At 59.6% G+C, this 25,563-nt stretch carries 22 protein-coding genes; 12 read left to right on the top strand and 10 right to left on the bottom strand.

Going from position 1 to position 25,563, the window contains the following annotated elements; genetic code table 11:
- Positions 1-137: 137 nt before the first annotated feature.
- Positions 138-2,882: an aconitate hydratase AcnA gene (gene acnA, locus EQV96_RS04655; RefSeq protein WP_095020214.1), complete on the bottom strand. Its 2,745-nt coding sequence runs from the start codon at positions 2,880-2,882 to the stop codon at positions 138-140.
- 204 nt (positions 2,883-3,086) lie between these two features.
- On the opposite strand from acnA, the gene rlmM reads away from it, so the two are divergent.
- Both rlmM and tusA read left to right on the top strand, forming a co-directional pair.
- A complete protein-coding gene (gene rlmM / locus EQV96_RS04650) occupies positions 3,087-4,166 on the top strand; it encodes a 23S rRNA (cytidine(2498)-2'-O)-methyltransferase RlmM (RefSeq protein ID WP_095018984.1) in 1,080 nt (359 codons plus the stop codon).
- A gap of 14 nt (positions 4,167-4,180) precedes the next feature.
- Positions 4,181-4,429, top strand: coding sequence for a sulfurtransferase TusA (gene tusA / locus EQV96_RS04645; protein ID WP_095002746.1), 249 nt, complete (start codon positions 4,181-4,183; stop codon positions 4,427-4,429).
- A 118-nt stretch (positions 4,430-4,547) separates the two neighbouring features.
- Here the strand turns inward: tusA and EQV96_RS04640 are convergent, their stop codons facing one another.
- Positions 4,548-5,948 carry an MATE family efflux transporter gene (locus tag EQV96_RS04640; RefSeq protein WP_240881463.1) on the bottom strand — a complete coding sequence of 467 codons (1,401 nt, stop codon included), beginning with the start codon at positions 5,946-5,948 and terminating at the stop codon, positions 4,548-4,550.
- Positions 5,949-6,122: 174 nt separating this feature from the next.
- Here EQV96_RS04640 and pdxB point away from each other — a divergent pair, with 174 nt between their 5' ends.
- Positions 6,123-7,265 carry a 4-phosphoerythronate dehydrogenase PdxB gene (gene pdxB / locus EQV96_RS04635; protein ID WP_095002744.1) on the top strand — a complete coding sequence of 381 codons (1,143 nt, stop codon included), beginning with the start codon at positions 6,123-6,125 and terminating at the stop codon, positions 7,263-7,265.
- Between the two features lie 92 nt (positions 7,266-7,357).
- On the opposite strand, the gene EQV96_RS04630 is transcribed toward pdxB, so the two are convergent.
- Positions 7,358-7,534, bottom strand: a complete 177-nt coding sequence (locus EQV96_RS04630) for a PA1571 family protein (RefSeq protein ID WP_165446486.1) — start codon at positions 7,532-7,534, stop codon at positions 7,358-7,360.
- 252 nt (positions 7,535-7,786) lie between these two features.
- Here EQV96_RS04630 and EQV96_RS04625 point away from each other — a divergent pair, with 252 nt between their 5' ends.
- On the top strand, positions 7,787-9,544 hold the full coding sequence (locus EQV96_RS04625; RefSeq protein ID WP_240881462.1) for an ABC transporter transmembrane domain-containing protein: 1,758 nt from the start codon (positions 7,787-7,789) through the stop codon (positions 9,542-9,544).
- A 123-nt stretch (positions 9,545-9,667) separates the two neighbouring features.
- Here the strand turns inward: EQV96_RS04625 and EQV96_RS04620 are convergent, their stop codons facing one another.
- Positions 9,668-9,949 carry a pyrimidine/purine nucleoside phosphorylase gene (locus tag EQV96_RS04620; protein ID WP_016780320.1) on the bottom strand — a complete coding sequence of 94 codons (282 nt, stop codon included), beginning with the start codon at positions 9,947-9,949 and terminating at the stop codon, positions 9,668-9,670.
- Positions 9,950-10,028: 79 nt separating this feature from the next.
- Positions 10,029-10,571 (bottom strand): exonuclease domain-containing protein, encoded by a 543-nt coding sequence (locus tag EQV96_RS04615; RefSeq protein WP_095018981.1) that lies wholly within the window; start codon positions 10,569-10,571, stop codon positions 10,029-10,031.
- A 189-nt stretch (positions 10,572-10,760) separates the two neighbouring features.
- Between EQV96_RS04615 and EQV96_RS04610 the strand changes: the two genes are divergently transcribed.
- Positions 10,761-11,552 (top strand): ABC transporter substrate-binding protein, encoded by a 792-nt coding sequence (locus EQV96_RS04610; protein ID WP_240881460.1) that lies wholly within the window; start codon positions 10,761-10,763, stop codon positions 11,550-11,552.
- A 21-nt stretch (positions 11,553-11,573) separates the two neighbouring features.
- On the opposite strand, the gene EQV96_RS04605 is transcribed toward EQV96_RS04610, so the two are convergent.
- From EQV96_RS04605 to EQV96_RS04585, 5 genes are all read right to left on the bottom strand, one after another.
- A complete protein-coding gene (locus EQV96_RS04605) occupies positions 11,574-12,122 on the bottom strand; it encodes an RNA polymerase factor sigma-70 (RefSeq protein ID WP_095002740.1) in 549 nt (182 codons plus the stop codon).
- 204 nt (positions 12,123-12,326) lie between these two features.
- Positions 12,327-13,100, bottom strand: a complete 774-nt coding sequence (gene dsbG / locus EQV96_RS04600; RefSeq protein ID WP_095002739.1) for a thiol:disulfide interchange protein DsbG — start codon at positions 13,098-13,100, stop codon at positions 12,327-12,329.
- Positions 13,079-13,951 (bottom strand): TlpA disulfide reductase family protein, encoded by an 873-nt coding sequence (locus tag EQV96_RS04595; RefSeq protein WP_095002738.1) that lies wholly within the window; start codon positions 13,949-13,951, stop codon positions 13,079-13,081. The genes dsbG and EQV96_RS04595 overlap by 22 nt, the downstream gene beginning before the upstream one ends.
- Positions 13,952-15,694 (bottom strand): protein-disulfide reductase DsbD, encoded by a 1,743-nt coding sequence (dsbD, locus tag EQV96_RS04590; protein ID WP_240881459.1) that lies wholly within the window; start codon positions 15,692-15,694, stop codon positions 13,952-13,954.
- Between the two features lie 93 nt (positions 15,695-15,787).
- A complete protein-coding gene (locus tag EQV96_RS04585) occupies positions 15,788-16,831 on the bottom strand; it encodes a hypothetical protein (RefSeq protein WP_095032200.1) in 1,044 nt (347 codons plus the stop codon).
- Positions 16,832-17,013: 182 nt separating this feature from the next.
- Here EQV96_RS04585 and EQV96_RS04580 point away from each other — a divergent pair, with 182 nt between their 5' ends.
- From EQV96_RS04580 to lipA, 7 genes are all read left to right on the top strand, one after another.
- Positions 17,014-17,697 (top strand): response regulator, encoded by a 684-nt coding sequence (locus tag EQV96_RS04580; protein WP_095002735.1) that lies wholly within the window; start codon positions 17,014-17,016, stop codon positions 17,695-17,697.
- Positions 17,694-19,019, top strand: a complete 1,326-nt coding sequence (locus tag EQV96_RS04575) for an ATP-binding protein (RefSeq protein ID WP_095002734.1) — start codon at positions 17,694-17,696, stop codon at positions 19,017-19,019. The genes EQV96_RS04580 and EQV96_RS04575 overlap by 4 nt, the downstream gene beginning before the upstream one ends.
- Positions 19,020-19,411: 392 nt before the next feature.
- Complete coding sequence (gene cycA, locus EQV96_RS04570; RefSeq protein ID WP_095002733.1) at positions 19,412-20,821, top strand: D-serine/D-alanine/glycine transporter; 1,410 nt, start codon at positions 19,412-19,414, stop codon at positions 20,819-20,821.
- 85 nt (positions 20,822-20,906) lie between these two features.
- Positions 20,907-22,436: a sigma-54-dependent transcriptional regulator gene (locus EQV96_RS04565; RefSeq protein ID WP_095002732.1), complete on the top strand. Its 1,530-nt coding sequence runs from the start codon at positions 20,907-20,909 to the stop codon at positions 22,434-22,436.
- Positions 22,437-22,860: 424 nt separating this feature from the next.
- Complete coding sequence (gene gcvH, locus EQV96_RS04560) at positions 22,861-23,238, top strand: glycine cleavage system protein GcvH (protein ID WP_095002731.1); 378 nt, start codon at positions 22,861-22,863, stop codon at positions 23,236-23,238.
- 49 nt (positions 23,239-23,287) lie between these two features.
- Positions 23,288-24,541, top strand: coding sequence for a serine hydroxymethyltransferase (gene glyA, locus EQV96_RS04555; RefSeq protein ID WP_150627983.1), 1,254 nt, complete (start codon positions 23,288-23,290; stop codon positions 24,539-24,541).
- Between the two features lie 25 nt (positions 24,542-24,566).
- Entirely contained in the window at positions 24,567-25,544 is a 978-nt protein-coding gene (gene lipA / locus EQV96_RS04550; protein WP_240881454.1) for a lipoyl synthase, read from the top strand.
- The last annotated feature ends 19 nt before the right edge of the window (positions 25,545-25,563 follow it).

The following is a 25,563-nucleotide window of genomic DNA, read 5'->3' as shown; positions in this document are numbered from 1 at the left end:
AATCGTTAAAAAACACCCCGGATCCAGTCCGGGGTGCGCAAGTATAACGATTCGTGGCCCTGTGGGAGCGGGCTCTGGCTGACAGACCGTGTAGTCCGAATCGCGAGCAAGCCCGCTCCCACAAGGTTGAGGTGCGTCTATGAAGCAATCAGCTGACGCAGCACATAGTGCAAAATCCCTCCGGCCTTGAAGTATTCCACCTCGTTAAGGGTATCGATCCTGCAGAGCACTTCGACTTTTTCCTGGCTGCCGTCCTCGCGGGTGATGACCAGGGTCAGGTTCATTCGCGGTTGCAGTTCGGTACCGGTCAACCCGAGGATATCCAGGGTTTCCTTGCCTGTAATGTTCAGGCTTTTGCGGTTCTGATCGAGCTTGAACTGCAAGGGCAGCACGCCCATGCCCACCAGGTTGGAGCGGTGGATGCGCTCGAAACTCTCGGCAATCACCGCCTTGACCCCCAACAGGTTGGTGCCCTTGGCCGCCCAGTCGCGGCTTGAGCCAGTACCGTATTCCTGGCCGGCTATCACCACCAGCGGAGTGCCTGAGGCCTGGTAACGCATGGCCGCGTCAAAGATCGGCAGTTTTTCACCGGTGGGGATGTAGATCGTATTGCCGCCTTCTTCGCCGCCGAGCATTTCGTTGCGAATGCGAATATTGGCGAAGGTACCGCGCATCATCACTTCATGGTTGCCACGCCGCGAGCCGTAAGAGTTGAAGTCCCGTGGTTCTACGCCCTTGTCGCGCAAATAGCGCCCGGCGGGGCTGTCAGCCTTGATATTGCCGGCCGGGGAAATATGGTCGGTGGTGACCGAGTCGCCCAGCAACGCAAGGATGTTTGCGCCTTTGACGTCGGCAATCACCGGTAGTGGCCCGCTGATTTCGTCGAAGAACGGCGGATGCTGGATGTAGGTTGAGTCCTCTTGCCAGACATAAGTTGCGGCTTGCGGTACTTCGATGGCTTGCCACTGTTCGTCGCCGGCAAACACCTCGGCGTATTCCTTGTGGAACATGCCTGTGGTCACCTGGGCCACGGCGTCGGCGATTTCTTTCTGGCTGGGCCAGATATCGCGCAGGTACACCGGTTTGCCGTCTTTTCCGGTCCCCAGCGGTTCACGGCTGATATCAATGCGTACTGTGCCCGCAAGGGCATAGGCCACCACCAGGGGTGGCGAGGCCAGCCAGTTGGTTTTCACCAGCGGATGCACGCGCCCCTCAAAGTTGCGGTTGCCCGACAGCACTGAAGCCACGGTCAGGTCGGACTGGGTAATGGCCTTTTCGATCGGCTCGGGCAGTGGCCCGGAATTGCCGATACAGGTGGTGCAGCCGTAGCCCACCAGGGCAAAGCCCAACTGGTCGAGGTACGGGGTCAGGCCGGCGGCCGCGTAGTAATCGGTGACTACCTTGGAGCCCGGTGCCAGCGACGTCTTGACCCACGGTTGGCGTGTCAGGCCTTTTTCGACGGCTTTTTTTGCCACCAGGCCTGCAGCCATCATCACACTGGGGTTCGAGGTGTTGGTGCAGGAAGTAATGGCGGCAATCACCACAGCGCCGTTTTTCAGGCGATAGGTATGGCCTTCGTAACTGTAGTCCGCTTCACCGATCAAGTCGGCATTGCCCACGGCAACACCGCCGCCACCTTCGCTTTCGAGGCGACCTTCCTCTTTTTTAGTGGCCGGCTTGAATTGCAGGCTGAGAAAGTCGTCGAAAGCTTGCCCGACATCGGGCAGTGCAACCCGGTCTTGCGGTCGTTTTGGCCCGGCCAGGCTGGCTTCGACGGTGCCCATGTCCAGAGCCAGGGTTTCGCTGAAAACCGGCTCCTGGCCTGCGACCCGCCATAGCCCTTGGGCCTTGCAGTAAGCCTCGACCAGTTTGACTGTGGCCTCTGGGCGGCCTGAAAGACGCAGGTAATCCAGGGTGATCTCATCCACCGGGAAAAACCCGCAGGTGGCGCCGTATTCCGGGGCCATATTGGCAAGCGTGGCACGGTCGGCCAGCGGCAGATCCGCCAGGCCATCGCCATAGAATTCTACGAACTTGCCGACCACACCCTTGCTGCGCAGCATTTGCGTCACGGTCAGCACCAGGTCGGTGGCGGTGATGCCTTCTTTGAGCTTGCCGCTGAGCTTGAAGCCCACGACTTCGGGGATCAGCATCGACACGGGCTGGCCCAGCATGGCCGCTTCGGCTTCAATGCCGCCCACGCCCCAGCCCAGCACACCCAGGCCATTGATCATGGTGGTATGGGAGTCGGTGCCTACCAGGGTGTCGGGGAAGGCGTAGGTGCGGCCGTCTTCATCCTTGGTCCAGACCGTGCGGCCCAGGTATTCCAGGTTCACCTGATGGCAAATCCCGGTACCGGGTGGGACCACGCTGAAATTATCGAAGGCATTTTGACCCCAGCGTAAAAACGCATAGCGTTCGCCGTTGCGCTCCATCTCTATATCGACGTTTTGCTCGAAGGCGCTGGCGCTGGCAAACCGGTCGACCATCACCGAGTGGTCAATTACCAGGTCCACGGGGGACAGCGGGTTGATACGTTGCGGATCACCCCCGGCTTTGGCCATGGCGGCGCGCATGGCGGCCAGGTCGACCACTGCCGGTACGCCGGTGAAGTCCTGCATCAGCACCCGCGCAGGGCGGTACTGGATTTCCCGGTCGCTGCGCCGTGCCTTGAGCCAGGCGGCCAGAGCTTTGAGGTCGGGCTCGGTGACGGTTTTACCGTCTTCCCAGCGCAGCAGGTTTTCCAGCAGCACTTTGAGTGACATGGGTAGCCTGCTCAAATCGCCGAGTGATTTGGCGGCGAGGGCAAGGCTGAAATAGTGATAAGTCTTATCGTCGACTTTTAGTGTGGCTAGGGTGTTCAGGCTATCGAGGGAGGACATGAAATGACTCCTTTAGACGGATCACGTGGCACAAGCAGAGCTTCTAACCTAGCTCTGATTAGGGGCTGTGGCTAATAACTGGACTGTCTATGCGGGTTCAAGGTTCCGAACTCGGCTATCATGCCGACCTTTTCGTGACAGTCCTTGCGCCAAATCAAGGATGCGCAGCCGGGCAATTCCTGCCCGCTGCCCAGGAGTAATTCAATGAACACCGTTTTTATGCACTGCCGGCCCGGGTTTGAAGGCGAAGTCTGCTCGGAAATCGCCGAGCACGCCGCCCGCCTTAATGTGGCTGGCTACGCCAAGGCCAAGCCTGGCACTGCCTGTGCCGAGTTTGTGTGCACTGAAGAGGGCGGCGCTGAACGGCTGATGAACAGCTTGCGTTTTGCCGAACTGATTTTCCCGCGTCAATGGGCTCGTGGCGGCTTTGTCGAGCTGCCGGAGACCGACCGGATCAGCGTGATCCTCGAACACATGGCCGACTTCCCGGTGTGTGGCAGCCTGTGGCTGGAAATCGTCGACACCAATGACGGCAAGGAACTGTCCAACTTCTGCAAAAAGTTCGACGGTCATCTGCGCAAAGCGCTGATCAAGGCCGGCAAACTGACTGAAGAAGAGGACGGGAGCAAACCGCGCCTGCTGCTGACGTTTAAAAGTGGTCGTGAAGTGTTTCTTGGCCTGGCCCCGGCCAACAACTCGGCCATGTGGCCCATGGGCATCCCGCGCCTGAAATTCCCCCGCGAAGCGCCTAGCCGTTCAACCCTCAAGCTTGAAGAGGCCTGGCACCATTTTATCCCCCGCGACCAGTGGGACGAGCGCCTGCACAGCGACATGACCGGTGTTGACCTTGGCGCTGCGCCGGGTGGCTGGACCTGGCAACTGGTCAACCGTGGCATGATCGTGACTGCCATCGACAATGGCCCTATGGCTGAAAGCCTGATGGATACCGGTCTGGTGCAGCACTTGATGGCCGATGGCTTTACCTTCAAGCCCAAGCAGCCGGTGGACTGGATGGTCTGCGATATTGTGGAGAAACCGGCGCGCAATGCGGCCATGCTCGAAGAGTGGATTGGTGAAGGTCATTGCCGTGAAGCGGTAGTCAACTTGAAGCTGCCGATGAAACAGCGTTACGCCGAAGTACGCCGTTTGCTCGACCGTATTGCAGACGGTTTCAAGGCACGCGGCATTCAGGTTGAAATCGGCTGCAAGCAGCTGTACCACGACCGTGAAGAAGTGACCTGCCATTTGCGTCGACTGGACGTTAAAAAAACCAAATCTCGCTGATCTGGGAGTAAGTGATGAGTTTTACCGACCTGCCGGTTGACGGCACCCTGGACGCTACCGGCCTGAACTGCCCGGAGCCGGTGATGATGCTGCACCAATATATTCGCGACCTGGCGCCGGGTGGCTTGTTGAAAGTCATTGCGACGGATCCTTCGACCCGCCGCGACATTCCCAAGTTCTGCGTGTTTCTGGACCATGAACTGGTGGGCCAGCAGGAAGAGGCGGGCACGTACCTGTACTGGATCCGCAAGAAGCAGGATTGACGGCGCCCATAGCAATTGCGCCGGTCTTGTGGGAGCGGGCTTACTCGCGATGCAGGCGCCACGGTCTGTCAGGCAAGCCACGCTGATGCCATCGCGGGCAAGCCCGCTGCCACCGCATTTATGTGCGGCGGCGGATATGTTTTTTCGCACTGCGCGCCAACCGCACACCCAGCATCAGTGCCGCGCAGGTCAGGCCAACGATCAAGCCCTGCCATAGCCCGCTCGGGCCATTGGCCGGGCCGAACCAGTCGGTCAGCCCCAGGGCGTAGCCCACCGGCAAACCAATCCCCCAGTAGGCAAACAGGGTCAGGATCATCGTCACTCGTGTGTCCTGATAACCACGCAGGGCACCGGCAGCGGTGACCTGGATCACGTCCGAAAACTGATACAGCGCAGCAAACATCAACAGCATGGTCGCCACCTCGATCACCATGGGATCGGCGGTGTAGACGGTGGCAATCTGCTCACGCAACAACAGAATCAGACTGGCGGAAATCGCTGCCCAGACCAGTGCGGTGCCCATGCCCACGCCCGCTACAAAGCGTGCCTCGCGCGGTTGCTGGCGGCCCAGGGCCTGACCCACGCGCACGGTAATCGCCATACCCAGTGAGTATGGAATCATAAAGACCAGCGAACTGAAGTTCAGGGCGATTTGATGGCCCGCCACCACCGTGGCCCCCAAACTGCCGATCAACAGCGCAATCACCGCAAAAATGTTTGATTCAGCAAAGACCGCGATGCCAATCGGCAAGCCCACACTGAGCAAACGCTTGAGGATCGCCCATTTTGGCCATTCAAAATGGCTGTAGACCTTACTCGACTGGTAGATGGCCCCTCTGAACGTCCAGACCACCATGCCCAGAGCCATAAACCACATCACAATGGCCGTGGCCCAGCCGCAGCCCACGCCGCCCATGGCCGGGACGCCAAAGTGGCCATAGATGAAGATGTAGTTGATCGGGATATTCAGTGCCAGGGCACTGAGCCCCAGGATCATGCTTGGCCGGGTTTTTCCCAGGCCATCGCTGAAATTACGCAACACGCAATACAGCCCCACGGCGGGCATGCCGCTGGCGATCCCGTGCAGGTAACCCATGCTGGGGGTGATCAGCTCAGGGTCGACCTTCATCAGATGCAATAGCGGCTCGGCCGCGATCAGGATCAACGCTGCGCACAGGCCGGTAATCAGTGCCAGCCACAGTGCCTGGCGTACGATGGGGCCGATTTCGCCGTGTGCATTGGCGCCAAACCGCTGGGCGACCTTGGGCGTGGTCGCCAGCAGAATGCCGGACATCAACAAAAACACCGGAACCCAGATCGAGTTGCCCAGTGCCACGGCGGCCAGATCCCGAGGGCCTACGCGCCCGGCCATCACGGCATCGACAAAACCCATGGCCGTGGTTGCGATCTGCGAAATGATGATGGGAAATGCCAGCGCCAACAGCGCGCGCACCTCGGTGCGTACCCGGGCCGGGCGGCTGACAGGGAGGGAAGAGGGGGGGTGAGTCACAGAGTTCACTGGCTTGTATCCACAGGGTTAAACGCGCAAAGCCGGGGATTGTACGCCTGACCATGTGGTCAGTTAATAGCGAGTTGTAGGCCCTTTGTAAGCGTGCCCGCAAGTACCTGCACACCCGGCTGGCCCATTGCGCGTAACAACGCCTACACTGCCACTCCGCGAAAGGAGCCTGCCATGTTGATTGTTGCTGATGAAAATATTCCGCTGATCGAAGAATTTTTTGCTGACTTCGGTGAAATACGCCGCTTGCCGGGGCGCCAGATCAACCGTGCAGACGTTCACGATGCCGATGTTTTGCTGGTGCGCTCGGTGACCAAAGTGGACCGCGAACTGCTCGAAGGCAGTGCAGTGCGGTTTGTCGGAACCTGCACCATCGGCACTGATCACCTGGCGCTGGACTACTTCCAGCAGTCTGGTATCCACTGGTCCAGTGCTCCTGGCTGCAATGCCCGTGGCGTCGTGGACTACGTGCTTGGCAGCCTGCTGACGCTTGCTGAAATCGAAGGCGCCGACTTGACCCAGCGCACCTACGGCGTGATTGGTGCCGGTGAAGTGGGCGGTCGCCTGGTCAACGTCTTGCGTTCACTGGGCTTCAATGTGCTGGTTTGCGACCCGGTGCGGGCGGCGGCCGAGGGCGGTGACTATGTCAGCCTTGAGCACGTGATCGAGCAGTGCGATGTACTCAGCCTGCATACGCCGCTGGACAGGACCGGCGATTACCCGACCTGGCATCTGCTTGATCAGCAGCGGCTGGAACAGCTGAAACCGGGTACCTGGTTGATCAACGCCAGCCGCGGCCCGGTGGTGGACAATGCCGCGCTGCGTGAAGTTTTGACCCGCCGGGATGATCTGCAAGCGGTACTGGATGTATGGGAGGGTGAGCCGCAAGTAGACCGCGAACTGGCGGATCTGTGCGTGCTGGCCACCCCGCATATTGCCGGCTACAGCCTGGATGGCAAACAGCGGGGTACGGCACAGATTTATCAGGCATTGTGCGATTTTCTGGGGCATAGCCCTGAAGTCAAACTGGCCGACCTGCTGCCGTCCCCCTGGCTGGCCAAGGTTGAACTGAGTGCTGATAGCGACCCGGCATGGGCCCTGGCCATGCTCTGTCGCGGTGTGTACGACCCGCGCCGTGACGATGCCGACTTTCGCCGCAGTTTGAGTGGAACCGTCCAGGAGCAAAAGCTGGCATTCGACGGACTGCGCAAAAACTACCCGATTCGCCGCGAAATTGAAGGCTTGCCGGTGCATATCGCGGGTGATTCAGTGGCCCTGAAGCAACTGGTAAAAGCCTTGGGCGCCGTGCCGGTCTGAATGTGCAGGCCTAAAAAAACCGGCCCTACGCAGTAAGGCCGGTCAGTGACGCGAATGCTGTTTAATCATGTACAGGGTCTTGTTGGCAAGGATCAGCCCTTGCGTGATGGCGTGACCAGGCGTTGCTCCAGCTCATGGCAGGCGTCCTGAATCATCGCCTCGGTGATCAGGATCTCCTGACCATTTTCGTCGATAAACGCGCACCCCAGAGATTGCTGTGGCTGGGTACGAATCACCGGTACGGCTTGAGCGTTCTGTTGCAAATCCATGGCCTGTCTCCTCATCAGGGTGTAGCGCTACTTTAGATCCGTTTAATGACCAAGCTGTTACAAACTTGGCGACCACCCCAGTCCAACAGAAATATCCTGAAACTTCCAGCCCGACTTTAGAACATTACTGTCTAGGGTTTGTGGTGACAGGTCATATTCAAAACGAGTGAGAAAGATTTACCGGTTTTAGGCGAACTTCGTTGTAGGCTGTGTAAGGCTTTTTACGCTGATCCTCACTGCGGATACCCTCCCATGCTTTCTTCCCGTCATCGCCGCGCCATTCGTCTGGCAGCGCATTTTATTGCACCCTATCGTTGGCAGGCTCTTGGCGCCCTGCTGGCGCTGATTGTTACGGCGGGTATTACCTTGTCGATGGGGCAGGGCATCCGTCTATTGGTCGACAAGGGTTTCATGACCCAGTCAGCGCATTTGCTAAACCAGTCCATCGGCTTTTTTCTGTTGCTGGTGCTGGGCTTGTCAGTGGGCACTTTCGTGCGCTTTTACCTGGTGTCATGGATCGGTGAGCGGGTGGTCGCCGATATTCGGCGCCAGGTGTTCAATCACCTGATCGGTCTGCACCCGGGGTTCTACGAGAACAACCGCAGCTCGGAAATCCAGTCGCGGCTGACCACGGATACGACCTTGCTGCAGTCGGTGATCGGTTCATCGCTGTCGTTGTTCCTGCGCAACAGCCTGATGGTGATCGGCGGCGTGGTGCTGTTGTTTGTCACCAACCCCAAGCTCACCAGTATCGTGGTGGTGGCCTTGCCACTGGTGCTGGTGCCCATCCTGTTTTTTGGTCGCCGGGTGCGCAGCCTGTCGCGCCAGAGCCAGGACCGTATCGCTGATGTCGGCAGTTATGTCGCCGAGGCCCTGGGCCAGATCAAGACGGTGCAGGCTTATAACCATCAACAGCAAGACCAGCAACGCTTTGCCAGTACCGTGGAGCAGGCGTTTGCCACTGCCCGCAAACGCATCCTGCAACGGGCGTGGTTGATCACGCTGGTGATCTTGCTGGTGCTGGGCGCCGTGGGGGTGATGCTGTGGGTCGGCGGCATGGACGTGATCGCCGGGCGCATCACCGGCGGCGAGCTGGCCGCCTTTGTGTTTTACAGCCTGGTGGTGGGCAGCGCATTCGGCACCCTGAGCGAAGTGATTGGCGAGTTGCAACAGGCGGCGGGCGCGGCCGAGCGAATTGCCGAGCTGTTGCAGGCGAAAAGCTTGATCCTGCCACCGAGCACGGATTTGCGCGTGTTACCCGCACGGGTGAAGGGCAATTTGCAGCTTGAAAACTTGCGCTTTTCTTACCCTTCACGGCCCGAAAGCCATGCGATCGATGGCCTGAGCCTGACGATCAATGCGGGAGAAACCCTGGCGCTGGTCGGCCCTTCCGGGGCGGGCAAGTCAACATTGTTCGACTTGTTGCTGCGCTTTTACGATCCGCAACAAGGGCAAATCCTGCTTGAAGGGCAGCCGATCACTCAGCTTGACCCGCAAGACCTGCGTCGTTGTTTTGCCCTGGTGTCGCAAACACCTGCGCTGTTTTTCGGCACCATTGAAGACAACATCCGGTATGGCAATGCCGGGGCCAGCGATGAGCAGGTCCAGGCTGCGGCGCGAATTGCCCACGCCCACGACTTTATCCTGCAAATGCCCGAGGGTTACAAAACCCACTTGGGTGATGGCGGCCTGGGCTTGTCGGGCGGTCAACGCCAGCGTCTGGCGATTGCCCGGGCGTTGCTGGTGGATGCGCCGATCCTGTTGCTGGATGAGGCCACCAGTGCCCTGGATGCCCAAAGCGAGCATCTGATCCAGCAGGCTTTGCCGAGCCTGATGCAAGGCCGTACCACGCTGGTGATTGCCCACCGTCTGGCCACCGTGCAAAACGCTGATCGTATCGCGGTAATGGATCAGGGCAAGCTGGTCGCCATCGGCACCCATGCCCAATTAATCGCCGCCAACCCGCTGTATGCACGGTTGGCGGCGTTGCAGTTCAACGTAGGGGTGTAGCTGTGGGAGCGGGCTTGCTCGCGATGGCATCAACGCGATTCAACAGACAGACCGGGTCGTCTGTATCGCGAGCAAGCCCGCTCCCACATGGCAGCATCAAGACAGTTGCTGCCAGAGGGAGATTTAGCGGTACTCACACAGGTAGGCGGTATCCACTGCGACCTTGAGCTGAAACTTGCTGTTGGCCGGCACGTTGAACTGGCTGCCGGTCTTGAAGGTTTCATATTCGCTGCTGCCCGGCAACTTGACGCTCAGCTCGCCCGAGACCACGTGCATGATTTCACGCTCGGCGGTGCCGAACTCGTATTCACCTGCAGCCATGACGCCAATGGTGGCCTTGCCTTCGGTTTGGGCGAAGGCAATCGACTTGACGGTGCCGTCGAAGTATTCGTTGACTTTAAACATGGCGATTCCTCGGAATGGGCTAAAAAGGGCTGGCCAGTATGCAGAAGCGGTTTTATCCCGTCACGCCCTTTTATGGCCGTCACCCCTTGAGCACCAGGGGCAATAAACGCGCAGTATTACGGGCATCTTCCAGGGCCCGGTGCTGTTGACCATTGAATTGCATTCCGGCCAGTTGCAACGCGCTGTTCAGGCCCAGCGGCTGCTTTAACTGGCGGGCCCTGGCAAATTGCTGCTTGAGGTTCATATGCGGCAATTGCTGCAGGGCGCTGTGCAGTTGTTTGTGCTGCCATTCCTGTTCCAGTTGTTTTCGGTCGTACTCGCCCCAGCTGGCCCAGCCTTCAAGCTTGGGCAGGTGCTGGCCGAGCCAGCGTTCAAATTGCTCCCAAACCAAAGGCATCGATGCAGCGGCATCAATCTTGGCCTGTGTGATGCGGGTCAGTTGCCGACAGAAAGGGGTCAACAGCGGACGACGTTGCGGGCGAATAAATCGCTGAAAATGATCCACCTCACGACCTGCGCGGGTGACCACGCTGGCGCCGATTTCGATCACTTCCATTTCCTCCAGGGGCCAGCCGCCATCATCGGTAGTGGCTTCCAGGTCAATTACCAGCCAGTGAGGCATGTGCAGCTTCCTTTAACAGCATCGGCGTTGAAGTTGGAGCGTAGCTAAAACACTGAGCACGGTGCTTATTTTGTAGTGGGCCAGTCGACCCCTTGCTTGCTAGTCTATATGCGCTTTAATGGTGTGCGTGCCCGATCTCAGGTCGTGTGTCGATCAATAAGTTCCAGCCATGAACGGCGTCAGGTGTGTATGGTTTTCAAGTGTTCGCCAATTCAATTGGCCCACAGCCTGTTGCTGACCCTGGGAATGGGCTGGCTGGCACCGGTGTGGGCGATTCAGGAAATCAGGGTTGGAGCTGCGCACTTTCCGCCTTATATCGTACGTCCCGAGCGCGGCACCGACACGGGCCTGTTGTCGCAACTGCTTGCAGCCCTCAACCAGTTGCAAGGCGACTACCGCTTTGTCCTTGTGCCCAGTTCCATTGCCCGGCGTGTGCGTGACTTCGAGCGTGGGCGGGTGGACATGCTGATGTTCGAGAACCCGGCCTGGGGCTGGCAGGCGTTCTCCTATGCTGCAGTTGATATGGGCCTGGAAGACGCTGAAGTGTTTGTTGCCCGGCAGCATCCTGACCGTGAACAAAGCTATTTTGATGACCTCAAGGGCAAGCGCCTCGCCCTGTATAGCGGCTATCACTATGCTTTTGCCGGGTTCAACGCCTCGCCGAAATTTCTCACCGAGACCTTCGGCGCAACCCTGACCTATTCCCACGAAAGCAATTTATTGATGGTCTTGAGGGGGCGGGCGGATATTGCCTTGATGACACGTTCCAACCTGATCGACATGCTGGGCTGCGACCCGCAGGCCAAGGCGCAGGTGATGGTGTCAGAGCGTATCGACCAGACTTATCGTCACTTCGCCCTGCTGCGGCCACAGGCACCGATCCAGAGTCAGCAGTTTGCACAAATGCTGCAAAAGCTGCGCGACAACGGCCAGTTGAAGGCGATTTTTGCGCCTTACAAAATTGCCGTGGTTGAGATGTAGGAAGGTGCAAGCCCGGTTGTATCAACGCCGCGCGTAGGTATCTGCGTGGGTGCCCGACACTGCGCGGCAATGGATCAGGGCATCGCGGATCATGAAGTTGACCAGGGTGGGAGATACGCCCAGTTCCTTGGCAATATCTTTTTGCTGTACGCCATGCAGGCGATACATCTCGAAGGCATAACGGGTACGGCTTGGCAGCTCGGTGAGTGCCACCGCGATATGTTCCAGAGTCGAGAAATTGATCAGCGAGGTTTCCGGGGAGGCGCCGTGGATCACCACGTTCATGCCTTCTTCTTCGGTGCCGGAGTATTTTTGCTCCAGCGCCTGCTTGCGGTAGTGGTCAATTGCCAGGTTACGCACGATCTGGAACAGGTAGCTCAGTTGTGCCTTGAACGATGAAGTGATCTGCGGCGCGGACTGCAAACGGAAGAAAGCATCCTGAACCACATCTTCAGCCCGGTATCGGCAGCCCGTTATGCGGGCTGCGATTTTGACCAGGACCAGTCGGTTATCAACAAAGGCTTGAAGTAGGGGTGAGTCGCACTTGCCTGTGGACATTGGTTCCGTCATGGAGATCACCTGCTGCGAATGAGTGAGTGAGGACCTCTTCGTGGGAAGCGTCCTACACAGCTGTTCACAAGCTAGGCTTAATGATAATGATTGTCAATTGAGAAATAGAATTAATAGCGCTGCAGGTGGTGAACTGAGACATGGCTCACGCCAGCATCGGCGTGGGCTGCGAACGCTTTGTAGCGCGATCGCAGCCCTCGGGTTTTACTTGGGCCCCAGGATCTGGACCAGTTTCTCCGGCGATGGCGCGCCTTGCTGCTGTTGCAGGTTGCCTTGTGCGTCCTGGTAGAAAATGGCCGGGGTGGCGGCCACGTCCAGCTCTTCCATCAACTTGGCATTGGCATCGAGCTTGGCTTGAATGTCAGCCGGGATTTTGGCCAGGGGCTTGAGGCTACTGGCCTTGCCGGCTTTTTCGTGTTCGTGCAGGGCTTGCTGCGGGTCCTTGGCGGCCAGCAGGGCGGCAGATTTGGCCGGGCTGTCTTCGCGGATGATGCCCACCATGATATGGCGCAATTGCACTTTGCCCGAGTCAACCCAAGGGCGGGCCTGCTCCCAGAACATGTTGCAGTACGGGCAGTTGGGGTCGCTGAACAAGTACACGATACGCGGTGCATCCGCCTTGCCGTCGGCAATCCAGTTGCTCTTCTCCATTTCGCCCCAGACCTGCTTGGCCATCGGCTCGTACACCAGCTTTTGCAGGGGCGCCAGGCTCAGGTCTTTGCCGTCGGCATCATATAGATTACCCACCAGAACGTTACCGTCCTGGGTCAGGTACAGCGCCATGCCACGGTTCTGGTACTGGGCGGCATAGCCACGCAAGCCGCCGGGAGCATCGAAGCTGCCAATGATTTTTGCACCCTTGGCTTCAATCTTCTTGATCGCCGGCGGCAGCTCTTCTGCCTGCAATACAGGCGATTGCAGGAGCGCAGCTCCCAGCAGGGAGGCCATGCCCAGGGTTAGCAGTTTGCGGTTAAACATTTTTGCTCATTCCTTGCAGGGTCGACCTGTTGGGCCGACATTGAATGGTTCAGATTGAAAGGCTCCATGGCCCGGGCCAGACTGGCTTTTGACAGCTCGCCCAAATGACTGCCCAGCAGTCGACCATCAGCGCTGTAGAACAGCGTAGTCGGCAGGGCCATCGAACCGACTTTTTGTGCCAACTGGCCGCCGCTGTCGAACAGCACGTTGCTGAGGTTCAGACCCTGGGTTTCAAGGAAGGTGCTGACGCTCTGCATGCTCTCGCCCTGATTGACGAACAGGAAGGTCACGTTTTGATGTTGATGCTGGGCGTTTTGCAGCACCGGCATTTCGCGCCGGCACGGCGGGCACCAGGTGGCCCACAGATTGATCACCAGCGGGCCGCCCTGATAGCTGCTCAACTGCACCGACTCGCCATTGGCATTGCGCAATACCATTTCCGGCAGGCGCGTGCCTTTTTCGTAAAGGCTGGACGACAGGCTGGCCAGCAGCCAGAACGCCAGCCCGCTGGCCAGCCCCCAACCCAGCGGGCGACGCAAACCGGCGCGGCGCCAGCCCCAGATAAGCCCACCCAGCAGTACCGCCACCAACCCCGGCCACAGTAAAAAACCGCCATCGCGCAGGTCGAGAATTTGCAGCGGGTCGTCCTTGAAGTAGCGCCAGTAGCTGAGCACAAAGCCGATGCGTGCGCTTAGCAAACCCAGTAAGAACAGGCTGAACAGCACTGATTCGGGGTTTTCACCACCGCGTTTGGCCACACGCCACCCCACCAGTGTCGCCAGGGCAAGGGCCAGTATCAGCAGCAAGTGGTTGATGGCCAGCGCAAACGAACCGATGGTCAGGGTCAGCATTTAGAGGAGTTCCCGAGTGGCGTTCCAGTTATTCAAAAAGGTCTGGGCGTTGACTTCGCCAGTGATGCGTTGTCCGCGCCGCTCAACACCATTGGGGCCGATCCAGACAAAACTGGGCGGGCCGGGTACTTGATAGCGGCTGAGCAGCTCGCGGCTGGCGACATTATCGGCGGTCACGTCAAGACGCAACAGGCGCACGCCTTGCAGGGCATCCATCACCTGGGGTTTGGCAAATACCTGCTTCTCCATGACCTTGCATGACACGCACCAGTCGGCGTAGTAGTCGAGCATCACCCATTGGCCTGCTGCCTTGGCATCTGCCAGCTCGCGGTCCAGGCTGGTAGGGTCCTTGAGGGTGATAAAGGCGTCATGGACGGAGTTTGTCGTGCTCCCCGCCACGGTTGTGGCGGTATACACCTGCAGCGGTTGCCACAGCTCGGTCCCGCCCCCGGCCGCTCCCACCAGCAACAGGCTGCCCCACAGGCCGGCCAGCAGGCTGAGCGGGCGGAACAGCGGTTTGGCGCGAAGGAATGCCTGTGCCTGTTGCCACAGGCTGGACGCCAGAACGACCAGCAGCACGCCCCACAAACCGACCCACAAGGATTCATCGAGGACCGGGCGTACCAGCAACAGCGCAGTACCCAGGAACAAAAAGCCGAACAGGCCTTTCATCAGGTTCATCCACGCACCGGGCTTGGGCAGGAAACGGCTGCCCACGGTGACCAGCAGCAACAACGGCACGCCAATGCCCAGGCCCATCACAAACAGCACCAGGCCACCTTCAACGGCGTTGCCGCTTTGCGCGATATACAACAGGGCACCGGCCAGCGGTGCGGTCATGCAGGGGCCCACCAGCAGGCCAGAGAGAGCACCCAGAATACCCGCACCCAGCAAGCTGCCGCCCTTGCGGCCACGCCCGGCGCTTTCCAGGCGGTCACGCAGGCCGGCAGGCAGTTGCAGTTCAAAAAAACCGAACATTGGCAGTGCCAGCACTACGAAAAGGGCAGCAAAACTACCCAGCAACCAGGGTTGTTGCAGCAACGCCTGCAAGTTGGCGCCGAGCAGGGCCGCCAGCACGCCCAGCCCGGCATACACCAGCGCCATGCTGATCACATAACTGCCGGCCACGGCAAAACCGCGCCCGGCCGTGGCGCCACTGCCCACCACCAGCCCGGCCAGAATCGGCAGCATGGGCAGCGAGCAAGGCGTAAAGGCCAGCAGTAGGCCCAGGCCGAAGAACAGCAGCAGGCTCCAGCCCAGGGAGCGCTGCTGCAAGGTGGCCGCCAGCGACTGGTCCTGGGCCTGACCCTGCGCTGCGGCAGACTGCATGCCGCCCAAATCGATGGTCCGGCTTTGTGGCGGATAGCACAGGCCGGCATCGGCGCAGCCTTGCCAGCTGACCTTGACCTGACCGCTGGCACCTGCCGGAATCACTAGCGCAACGTTGTCGCGATACACCTCTGTGGCGCCAAAAAACTCATCGCTGTGTTCCAGCCCTTTAGGCAACTCGGGTGTGTGTGCGGCATCCAGCCCGTCAAACTTGAAGCGTTTTTGATACAAATAGTACTTGTCGGCTATTTTCCACTGCAGGCGGGTTTCACCAGAGGGCAGATCTTCGCTGCTGAACACAAACGCCTTGGCGACCGGAAGGAAGTCCGGCTTTTGTGCAAACGGATCTTCACTGGCATGCGCCTGGCTAAAACCGGCGACCAGCAGCAGGAGAAAGATAAACAAACGAGACATGCGCCCAACCTTGGAGTGTACGGATACGCCACACCTTGGCGGGCGTTGATTAACCGAGTGTTAATACGCGAGAGGTTCAAGCCGGTTGAGGGCTTAGAGCAAGCAGGCGCGCAGGCGGAATTCGGACAGCAGCGGGTAGTGCTCACGCCACTCATGGGCAATCTCTTTGGCGGTAATGACTTGGGCCGGGCCCAGCTCCGACTCAAGATGATGGAGTTTGTCCTGGATATTATAGGGATTGCTCCCCCGGCCCTTTACCTGGTTGACCAGCCATAACAGGGCATACCCCCCTGTGTAATCGGCTTCGAAACCGCTGACGGTATCGTTATGGGTGCCATCGCTGTTCATGCCGGTCAGGGCCAGGCCATATTGCTGGACAGCATTGATGCTGCCGGCCTGGGCTTCCTTGAGTATCCAGTGTTGAATAAGCGCAAAGTTCCGGCGGTTTTCAATGCGGTTCGCAAACCAGTTCATGGCAGGAGGATATCCACCATAGGCTGAGCTGCTGATCAGCTCATAGATGACTTCTTGGGGATCTTCGGTGCTGGCCAGCATTGTTGGGTTTTTATCGTAGAGGGTTGCCAGCAAGTATTGAGCGATGGCATGTCCTGATGCCGCCGAATGCTTTAGCCAGTTCAAATCCCTGGTCAAGGCATACATGTCCAGCAGTGCTTCGGGGGTATGGACTCGCAAGCCGCTTTCGAGCTGTACGCGCACTTTTGCGTTCCACGCATCACCACCCAGACGCAGCATCGCGTCAATATTGCCGTGCTCCGCGGCAGCCTCGTAGAGGGGCATATACTGCGCCTTGAGGGTGATCTGCAGTCTTTCGATCATCTGTGAGGCCTGTGTTACCAGGTGCCAGTGATGCTCTTTCTGGCGACTGATTTGCGTTATCCCTGCAATTTGTCGCCTGAGCGTGGTGATCTGGGACGAGATTTCAGTAGGGCTATGCTCGATGATGCTGGCCAGTGCAAACTGAGCCTCGGCATCGCCCACCGTCGCGGGTAATTGCAAAAACTGCCGGGCATGTTCAAAGGCGCCAAGGTCGTAAAGACGCATGCCTTTTTGATGAAGTGTGGTGTAGGTGGGGAGCCCTTCGAAGAGCCACGAAAACTCATCACTGGGTGCCAGCATGTGAAGTTCCTTCAGGTTGTTGGCGAGGCGATCTCCAGCTTAGGGATGGATTGGAGTGCGAGTGCGTTACATAAATAGGCACTATCCGCACCGCGCACAGTGCCACGAGCCACGGTTTGCCCAGGCATAATCGGGCCTTAATCCCATGACCTTTTAATCGGCTTATTTACGCGGGTATCAGCATGCATGTACTGGTTTGCGAAGACGACGAACTGATTGCCAGCGGCATCAAGGCCGGGCTGACGGCACAGGGGCTGACGGTTGAGCATGTGAGTACCGCCGCCGCAGCACGGGCCATGCTCAAGGCTGCCGAGTTCGACGTCATGGTGCTCGACCTGGGCCTGCCCGATGAAGATGGCCTCAAGCTGCTGCAGCAGTTGCGCCAGCAGGGCCTTGAATTGCCGGTGCTGATCCTGACCGCCCGTGACTCGGTCACCGACCGTGTCGACGGCCTGCAGGCCGGTGCCGATGACTACCTGCTCAAGCCCTTCGACCTGCGTGAACTCGCTGCCCGCCTGCATACCTTGTTGCGCAGGGTGGCCGGGCGCAGCGTCAACCTGATCGAGCACGGCAGCCTGACCTACGACCCCAGCAGCCGCGTGACCCTTCTGGGCGGCCAGCCGGTGGACTTGTCCCGTCGCGAGCAGGCGCTGCTGCAAGCCTTGCTGCACAACCGTGGACGGGTGCTGTCCAGCGAGCAACTCAAGGACAGCATCTATGGTTTTGGCGACGAGCTGGAAAGCAACGCCTTGAACGTGCATATCCATCATCTGCGACGCAAATTGGGTAACGGTATCGTTGAGACCGTGCGTGGCCTGGGCTATCGCCTGGGCCCGGCCGACAGCGCAGAGTCCGAAGCACGATGAGCTTGCGTCTGCGTCTGAGCCTGACCATCGGTTCGGCGTTTGTGCTGGTGTGGGCTCTGGCTGCAGCCTGGATGCTCAGCGACCTGCGTCAGCAGATGATGTTCTCCCTCGACCAGCGCCTGGTGGCCTCGGCTCGCATGGTCGCCGGGTTGCTGGAGCAGCTGCCGCAATTGCCGGTCAAGGGCGAGGGCACCCATTTCAGTGCCGAGCAACTGACCATCCCCGGCGGCATGGCCTGCCAGGTCAGTTCGCTGCGCGGCGAGGTTCTGGCCCGCAGCCACAACAACCCTGACCAGCCGATGCAATCCCAGGCGGCGGGTTTTCATGATCAGGTCATCGATGGCGCGACCTGGCGTACTTTCACCCTGGACCGTGGCGATGTGCGTATCACCACGGCCGATCGCCAGGTCGAGCGCGAGGCCTTGAACCTGTCGGTGCTGCTGGCGGCCTCGGTGCCGGTGGGCATGGCATTGATCGTCTGTTTGCTGCTGCTGTGGCTGGGGATCGGCCAGGGGCTGGCGCCACTCAACCGCATGCGCGATGCCCTGATGCGGCGTGATGCCGATTCGTTGCAGCCGTTGCACATTTCACCGTTGCCCGGCGAACTGAAACCGCTGCTCGATTCACAGAACCAGCTGTTTGCCCGTATCGCCAAGACCATCGAGCGTGAACGCCGCCTGACCGGCGATGCGGCCCACGAGCTGCGCAGCCCGCTGACCGCGATCAAGACCCACCTGCAAGTGGCGCGCATGACCGACGGCGAGGCCCGCGAACAGTCACTGGCCCATGCCGAGGCCGGTGCCGACCGTCTGCACCGCACCCTGGAGCAATTGCTGTTGCTGGCGCGGGTCGAGGGCAGCCTGTCGTTTGACGACGGGGTCAATTGTTCGGCCGCACAGGTGGCGCATTTCGCGGTGCACGATGCGGCGGCTGGCGATGGTGAGCGTATCTGCCTGCAGCTGCCGCCCGACCTGCCGGACACGGCGCTTGAAGTGCCTTCGGTACTGGCCATCGCTGCGCTGCGCAACTTGCTGGACAACGCCTTGCGTCATACCCCGGCGGGCACCCGGGTGGAGTTGACCGTGGCCGTTGAAGGTTCACAGGTTAAATACCAGGTCCGTGACCACGGCCCCGGTATCCCTGCCGAAACCCTGCAACACATGACCCAGCGCTTCTGGCGCAATGGCAACAGCAACGGCTGCGGCCTGGGCCTGGCGATTGTTCAGGCGATTGTCGAGCGTTGCCGCTGTGAACTGAGATTCGACAGCCAGCCCGATGGTTTGCGGGTTGAATTGCGCATGCCGTTGAAAAGGAGCGCTTGAGGCGCATCCTCTGTGGGAGCGGGCTTGCTCGCGATACAGGCAACGGGGCCTTGCAGGTCGTTTGAGGTGATGCCATCGCGAGTAAGCCCGCTCCCACAATAAAAGCGACTTTCGGCCGCCCACGGTACGAATACGCTCCAATGTACTGATTTCGTTACAACTTCAGTCGGACCATGGTTTACAGTACCCGCGCTCCAATGAACCACCCGCAAACGCTTATTTGTGGAGTGATTCCATTACACACAAACAGACTCCACGGCGCATAAACGGCCCGCTTGACCTCTTGTACGGTGCTGGCACAGAACGTGCTCATGTCCCTTTGTCCGCTCTGGGTAAACATGATGTTTATCTGGTCCAGGGACCCCGTACAAGAACAATAAAGAGGATGATTCATGCAAAATCACCGACCTGATACCCAGGAACCGGAGCTGCAACGCAGCCTGTCCAATCGCCATATCCAGCTGATCGCCATTGGCGGTGCCATCGGTACCGGTCTGTTCATGGGCTCGGGCAAGACCATCAGCCTCGCCGGTCCCTCGATCATCTTCGTCTACATGATCATCGGCTTTATGTTGTTTTTCGTGATGCGTGCCATGGGCGAGCTGTTGCTGTCCAACCTCAAGTACAAATCCTTTATCGACTTCTCCGCAGACCTGCTGGGCCCCATGGCCGGATACTTCACCGGCTGGACCTACTGGTTCTGCTGGATTGTGACCGGCATTGCCGATGTGATCGCGATCTCCGGCTATACCCATTTCTGGTTCCCCGATATCCCGTTATGGCTGCCTGCCATCGGCTGCGTCGCGTTGCTGCTGTCACTGAACCTGATCACGGTGAAGATGTTCGGCGAACTGGAGTTCTGGTTTGCCATGATCAAGATCGTGGCCATTTGCGCACTGGTCTGCACCGGGCTGTATATGGTGACCACGGCGTTTCAGTCACCCACCGGCAATTCGGCATCGCTGGCCAACCTGTGGAATGACGGCGGCATGTTCCCCCATGGGCTGATGGGCTTTTTCGCCGGTTTCCAGATTGCCGTGTTTGCCTTTGTCGGCATCGAGCTGGTGGGCACCACGGCGGCGGAGACCAAAAACCCGGAGCGCAACCTGCCGCGGGCGATCAACTCGATTCCGCTGCGTATCATCATGTTCTACGTGTTTGCGCTGATTGCGATCCTGGCGGTCACCCCGTGGCGTGATGTGGTGGCTGACAAAAGCCCGTTCGTTGAGCTGTTCATGCTCGCCGGTTTGCCCGCAGCCGCAGGCATCATCAATTTCGTGGTGTTGACCTCGGCAGCGTCTTCGGCCAACAGCGGTGTGTTCTCCACCAGCCGCATGCTGTTCGGTCTGGCAATGGATGGCGACGCGCCGAGCAAGTTCAAGAACCTGTCGAGCCGTGCGGTACCGTCCAATGGCCTGATCTTCTCCTGCATCTGTCTGCTGGCGGGCGCGCTGGTGATTTATGTGGTGCCCAACCTGATGGAGGCCTTCACCCTGATCACCACGGTATCGGCCACCTTGTTCATGTTTGTGTGGACCATGATCCTGCTGTCCTACCTGGCCTATCGTAAAAAGCGCGATCACCTGCACCGTGCCTCGAAGTACAAAATGCCGGGTGGCAAGTTCATGGTCTGGGTGTGCCTGACCTTCTTCGTGTTTATCCTGACTTTGCTGGCGCTGGAAGATGACACTCGCCAGGCGCTGTACATGGTGCCGGTGTGGTTTGTGGTGCTGGGCCTGGGCTATCGCACGGTGCTGCGCAACAAGCAGGAGGCTGCGGACCTGGCTTGCCAGACCGACTGATGGCCGCTTCACGACATTGATTCTGCCCGAGGGGCGGCACAGGGCGTGCCGCCCCTCGTTGTTTGCTGTCAGGGAGTGCCAGGCCATGCGAATTCACGTTACCTTCAAAGACCGCGTCGGCATCACCCAGGAAATCCTGATGCTGCTGGGCGCGCGCAATCTCAACCTGGACGCGGTGGAGATGAGCCCGCCGAATGTCTATATCGATGCACCCACTCTGTCGCAAAAAGTGCTGGAGGAACTCCACCACGCCTTGCTGGGGGTAGCAGGGGTGCAGGCTGTGGACCTGGTGGACATCCTCCCGGGCCAGCGCCGCCGCCTGCAACTGGAGGCCTTGCTGGCCGCCATGAGCGACCCGGTGATGGCGGTGGATCCCGACGGCTGCGTGCTGCTGGCCAACCCCGGGCTGACGGATCTTTATGGCAGCGACCCCACCGGTGAGCCGTTGTCGAATCTGTTCGCGGCCCCTGACCTGGCCCGTACCCTGATCGATAAAGGCTTTCGCCTGCCCATGTGCGAAGTGAATTTCAAGGGTCGCGACCTGCTGCTCGATGCCACGCCCATCAGCGGCGGCAGGGATGTTCTGGTGGGCGGGCTGTTGACCCTGTATCCGCCGAGCCGTATCGGCGAGCGGCTGGCGTCCTTGTTGCGCGACCCGGCTGAAGGGCTGGAGGCATTGCTCGGCAAGTCACTTGTGCTGGAAGAACTCAAGACGCGGCTGCACAAAGTGGCGAGCCTGGATGCGCCGCTGCTGATCCAGGGCGAAACCGGCACCGGCAAGGAACTGGTGGCCCACGCCTGTCATGCCATGAGCGCCCGCCGCGATGCGTCGTTCCTGGCCTTGAACTGTGCAGCGCTGCCCGAGAGCCTGGCCGAAAGCGAGTTGTTCGGCTATGCCGCCGGGGCCTTTACCGGTGCCCAGCGTGGCGGCAAACCGGGGCTGCTGGAGTTGGCAGACCGTGGCACGGTGTTTCTCGATGAGGTGGGGGAGATGTCTCCGTACCTGCAAGCCAAGCTGCTGCGGTTTCTCAGCGACGGCTGCTTTCGACGTATCGGCGGCGAGCGCGAAGTGAGGGTCAATGTGCGGGTGCTCTGCGCGACCCACCGCGACCTGGAGCGCATGGTGAGGGAGGGGACTTTCCGTGAGGATCTGTATTACCGTCTTAACGTCCTCAATTTGCTGGTGCCACCGTTGCGCGACCGTGGCATGGACATTCTGCTGTTGGCCGAACACTTTCTGCGCCAGGCCTGCGAACAGATTCACCGCTCGCCCTGTCAACTGGCTGTGGCGACCCATCCGCTGTTGCTGGGCAATCGCTGGGCGGGCAATGTTCGGCAACTGCAAAACGTCATCTTCCGCGCGGCAGCCACCAGCGAGGGCGATGTGATTGATTGTGGGGATCTGGAACTGGCGGGTACCGAGCTGACCGGCCAAAAGGCGGCCAGCGAAGAAGTGACCAGCCTGGAAGCGGCGGTGCAAGGCTTTGAAAAAACCTTGCTGGAGCGTTACTACGTGGCCTATCCATCGACCCGGCAGTTGGCCTCCAGGCTGCAGACGTCGCATACCGCCATTGGCCAGCGGTTGCGTAAATACGGCATAACCTCGCGTTCGTAACCCGCACCGCTGAACGGTAGATACTCTGTTGGAGATCAAGCCCTATTGTGGGAGCGAGCCTGCTCGCGAACGACCTTCGCGAGCAGGCTCGCTCCCACAGTTGCAGTTTTTCCTGTAGCCGCTGAGCTCCTCAGCGGCTGCATTCAGTGCGCGCAGCGTACGTTGGTTCGAGTGGTGTGATTCTGCTCCAGTGGAATGATTTCGCTCCGTACCCATCCTGACCCCGCCCTTGCGGGATCAACCCGCCAGACCCTCTCCAGAGCTGGAGCAGTTTCACTCCACTGCTTTCGTCACAATTCGTTCATTTTTATTTAAGTTATTGATTTTAAAGGTTTTTTAAAACTTGGCATCGCCTTTGCTCTTGTCCTGTCAGTTGCGCCTGTTCGTCCTGCACCAGGACACATTGATAACAAGAGAAAAGTCCATGAGCACTCTGCGTTTTACTCCTGAACACGAATGGCTGCGCCTGGAAGCATCGGGCCATTTGACCGTTGGCATTACCGACTTTGCCCAGCAGGCACTGGGTGATGTGGTGTTTGTGCAGGTACCCGAGCTGGGGGCGTTCGAGGCAGGTCACGAAGTGGCCGTGCTGGAGTCGGTCAAGGCAGCCAGCACTATCACCATGCCGCTCACCGGAGAGGTGGTGGCCGTTAACCAGGCTCTGGCCGATGACCCGGCACTGGTCAATGCCTCACCCATGGGCGAAGGCTGGTTCTTTCGTATTTGCATCGAAGACATGTCGGCTTTCAACGATCTGCTCGACCAGCAGGCCTATGACGCCTTTGTTGCCGAAAACGGCTGATATCGCCGCGCAGGCATTGCTTGAATCTCTAATAAAAAGGAAATCCCTCATGTTCCATAAAAGCCTGACCCTGTCCGATTTCGACCCCGCCCTGTTCGACGCCATTACCCGCGAGGCGCAACGTCAGGAAGAGCATATCGAGCTGATCGCCTCGGAGAACTACACCAGCCCGCAAGTAATGCAGGCCCAGGGCACCGAGCTGACCAACAAATACGCCGAAGGCTACCCGGGCAAGCGTTATTACGGCGGCTGTGAGCACGTGGATGTGGTCGAACAACTGGCCATCGATCGCGCCAAACAACTATTCGGCGCAGGCTATGCCAACGTCCAGCCGCACTCCGGCTCACAAGCCAACGCGGCGGTGTACCTGGCGTTGCTGCAAGCAGGCGACACTCTTCTGGGCATGAGCCTGGCTCACGGCGGCCACCTGACTCATGGAGCCAAAGTCAGTTCATCGGGCAAACTGTACAACGCGGTGCAATACGGCACCGACGCCAATGGCCTGATCGACTATGACGAGGTCGAACGCCTGGCCCTGGAGCATCGGCCCAAAATGATCGTGGCCGGGTTCTCGGCCTACTCCAAGACCCTGGATTTCCCGCGTTTTCGTGCCATTGCCGATAAGGTCGGGGCGTATCTGTTTGTGGACATGGCCCATGTCGCCGGGCTGGTGGCAGTCGGTTTGTACCCCAACCCGCTGCCTTACGCCGATGTGGTCACCACCACCACCCACAAGACCCTGCGCGGGCCGCGGGGCGGGCTGATTCTGGCCAGGGCTGATGCCGATCTGGAGAAAAAACTCAACTCGGCAGTATTCCCCGGCGGGCAGGGCGGCCCTCTGATGCATGTAATCGCTGCCAAGGCGGTGTGCTTCAAGGAGGCGCTGGAGCCAGGCTTCAGGGACTACCAGTTCCAGGTGATCAAGAATGCCCAGGCCATGGCTGAAGTGTTCAAGCAGCGCGGCTATGACGTGGTTTCCGGCGGCACCGACAACCACCTGTTTCTGGTCAGCTTGATCCGCCAGGGCATTACCGGCAAGGATGCCGACGCAGCACTGGGCCGTGCCCATATCACTGTCAACAAAAACGCTGTGCCCAACGATCCGCAGTCACCGTTCGTGACCTCGGGCCTGCGTATCGGCACCCCGGCAGTGACCACCCGTGGCTTGCAGATTCCCGAGTGCCGTGCGCTGGCCACCTGGATCTGCGACATCCTCGACCATCCGGGCGATGCGGCGATCGAGGCCCGGGTTGCCCGTCAGGTCGGTGAGCTGTGCGCACTGTTTCCAGTGTATTCGGCCTGAATGCATACCCGTGTGGAGCCAAGCCATGAATGCACCATTGCCTGTTACCGGCCGCCCGCAGCCCTTGCAGACCGGGGTAAAACTGCGGGGAGCCGAGAAGGTGGCGCGTATCCCGGTGAAGATCCTGCCCACCGAAGAAATCCCGCGCAAGCCAGAGTGGATCCGCGTGCCCATTGCCACCTCGCCCGAGGTGGCACGGGTCAAGGCGCTGCTGCGTAAGCACAAGCTGCACAGTGTGTGCGAAGAAGCGGCCTGTCCAAACCTGGGCGAGTGTTTTTCGGGCGGTACAGCGACCTTTATGATCATGGGTGATATCTGCACCCGGCGCTGCCCGTTCTGCGACGTGGGGCACGGCCGGCCCAAACCTCTGGACAGGGACGAGCCGAAAAACCTGGCGATTGCCATTGCCGACCTGGGCCTCAAGTATGTGGTGATCACTTCGGTGGACCGTGATGACTTGCGCGACGGCGGCGCGCAGCACTTTGTCGATTGCCTGCGTGAAATCCGCAAGCTGTCGCCCGGTGTGCAACTGGAAACCCTGGTGCCCGACTATCGCGGGCGCATGGATGTGGCGCTGGCGATCACTGCGCAGGAGCCCCCCGATGTGTTCAACCACAACCTGGAAACCGTACCGCGACTGTATAAAGCCGCACGCCCGGGGTCGGATTTCGGGTGGTCACTGGATTTGCTGCAGAACTTCAAACACCGGGTGCCCCATGTACCGACGAAGTCGGGGCTGATGCTGGGGCTGGGTGAGACGGACGAAGAGGTGATCGAAGTGATGCGGTGCATGCGCGAGCATGAGGTCGACATGCTGACCCTGGGCCAGTACCTGCAACCTTCGCGCAGCCACCTGGCGGTACAGAGGTTTGTGCACCCTGGCACCTTCGCCTGGCTTGCCGAAGAAGGGTTGCGCATGGGCTTCAAAAACGTCGCCTCGGGGCCGTTGGTGCGCTCGTCCTATCATGCGGATAAACAGGTACAGGGGGGCACATCGGCTTAGCCGGGTGCCACAAGCCCGC

The sequence above is a fragment of the Pseudomonas sp. TMW22080 genome (assembly GCF_022496745.1).
In the GTDB taxonomy this organism is placed as follows: Bacteria; Pseudomonadota; Gammaproteobacteria; order Pseudomonadales; family Pseudomonadaceae; genus Aquipseudomonas; species Aquipseudomonas bubulae.
The sequence above is the reverse complement of the archived record's forward strand: the minus strand, read 5'-3'. Positions and strand labels throughout refer to the sequence as shown.

Bases quoted from the DNA above. Each gene is read 5' to 3' on its own strand.
- glyA (WP_150627983.1), top strand. From the start codon at position 23,288: ATGTTCCATAAAAGCCTGACCCTGTCCGATTTCGACCCCGCCCTGTTC.
- EQV96_RS04565 (WP_095002732.1), top strand. From the start codon at position 20,907: ATGCGAATTCACGTTACCTTCAAAGACCGCGTCGGCATCACCCAGGAA.
- EQV96_RS04605 (WP_095002740.1), bottom strand. From the start codon at position 12,122: ATGACGGAACCAATGTCCACAGGCAAGTGCGACTCACCCCTACTTCAA.
- EQV96_RS04575 (WP_095002734.1), top strand. From the start codon at position 17,694: ATGAGCTTGCGTCTGCGTCTGAGCCTGACCATCGGTTCGGCGTTTGTG.
- EQV96_RS04585 (WP_095032200.1), bottom strand. From the start codon at position 16,831: ATGCTGGCACCCAGTGATGAGTTTTCGTGGCTCTTCGAAGGGCTCCCC.
- EQV96_RS04595 (WP_095002738.1), bottom strand. From the start codon at position 13,951: ATGCTGACCCTGACCATCGGTTCGTTTGCGCTGGCCATCAACCACTTG.
- EQV96_RS04625 (WP_240881462.1), top strand. From the start codon at position 7,787: ATGCTTTCTTCCCGTCATCGCCGCGCCATTCGTCTGGCAGCGCATTTT.
- EQV96_RS04630 (WP_165446486.1), bottom strand. From the start codon at position 7,534: ATGGATTTGCAACAGAACGCTCAAGCCGTACCGGTGATTCGTACCCAG.
- cycA (WP_095002733.1), top strand. From the start codon at position 19,412: ATGCAAAATCACCGACCTGATACCCAGGAACCGGAGCTGCAACGCAGC.
- rlmM (WP_095018984.1), top strand. From the start codon at position 3,087: ATGAACACCGTTTTTATGCACTGCCGGCCCGGGTTTGAAGGCGAAGTC.
- EQV96_RS04620 (WP_016780320.1), bottom strand. From the start codon at position 9,949: ATGTTTAAAGTCAACGAATACTTCGACGGCACCGTCAAGTCGATTGCC.
- gcvH (WP_095002731.1), top strand. From the start codon at position 22,861: ATGAGCACTCTGCGTTTTACTCCTGAACACGAATGGCTGCGCCTGGAA.
- EQV96_RS04615 (WP_095018981.1), bottom strand. From the start codon at position 10,571: ATGCCTCACTGGCTGGTAATTGACCTGGAAGCCACTACCGATGATGGC.
- pdxB (WP_095002744.1), top strand. From the start codon at position 6,123: ATGTTGATTGTTGCTGATGAAAATATTCCGCTGATCGAAGAATTTTTT.
- lipA (WP_240881454.1), top strand. From the start codon at position 24,567: ATGAATGCACCATTGCCTGTTACCGGCCGCCCGCAGCCCTTGCAGACC.
- EQV96_RS04610 (WP_240881460.1), top strand. From the start codon at position 10,761: ATGGTTTTCAAGTGTTCGCCAATTCAATTGGCCCACAGCCTGTTGCTG.
- EQV96_RS04580 (WP_095002735.1), top strand. From the start codon at position 17,014: ATGCATGTACTGGTTTGCGAAGACGACGAACTGATTGCCAGCGGCATC.
- dsbD (WP_240881459.1), bottom strand. From the start codon at position 15,694: ATGTCTCGTTTGTTTATCTTTCTCCTGCTGCTGGTCGCCGGTTTTAGC.
- acnA (WP_095020214.1), bottom strand. From the start codon at position 2,882: ATGTCCTCCCTCGATAGCCTGAACACCCTAGCCACACTAAAAGTCGAC.
- dsbG (WP_095002739.1), bottom strand. From the start codon at position 13,100: ATGTTTAACCGCAAACTGCTAACCCTGGGCATGGCCTCCCTGCTGGGA.
- tusA (WP_095002746.1), top strand. From the start codon at position 4,181: ATGAGTTTTACCGACCTGCCGGTTGACGGCACCCTGGACGCTACCGGC.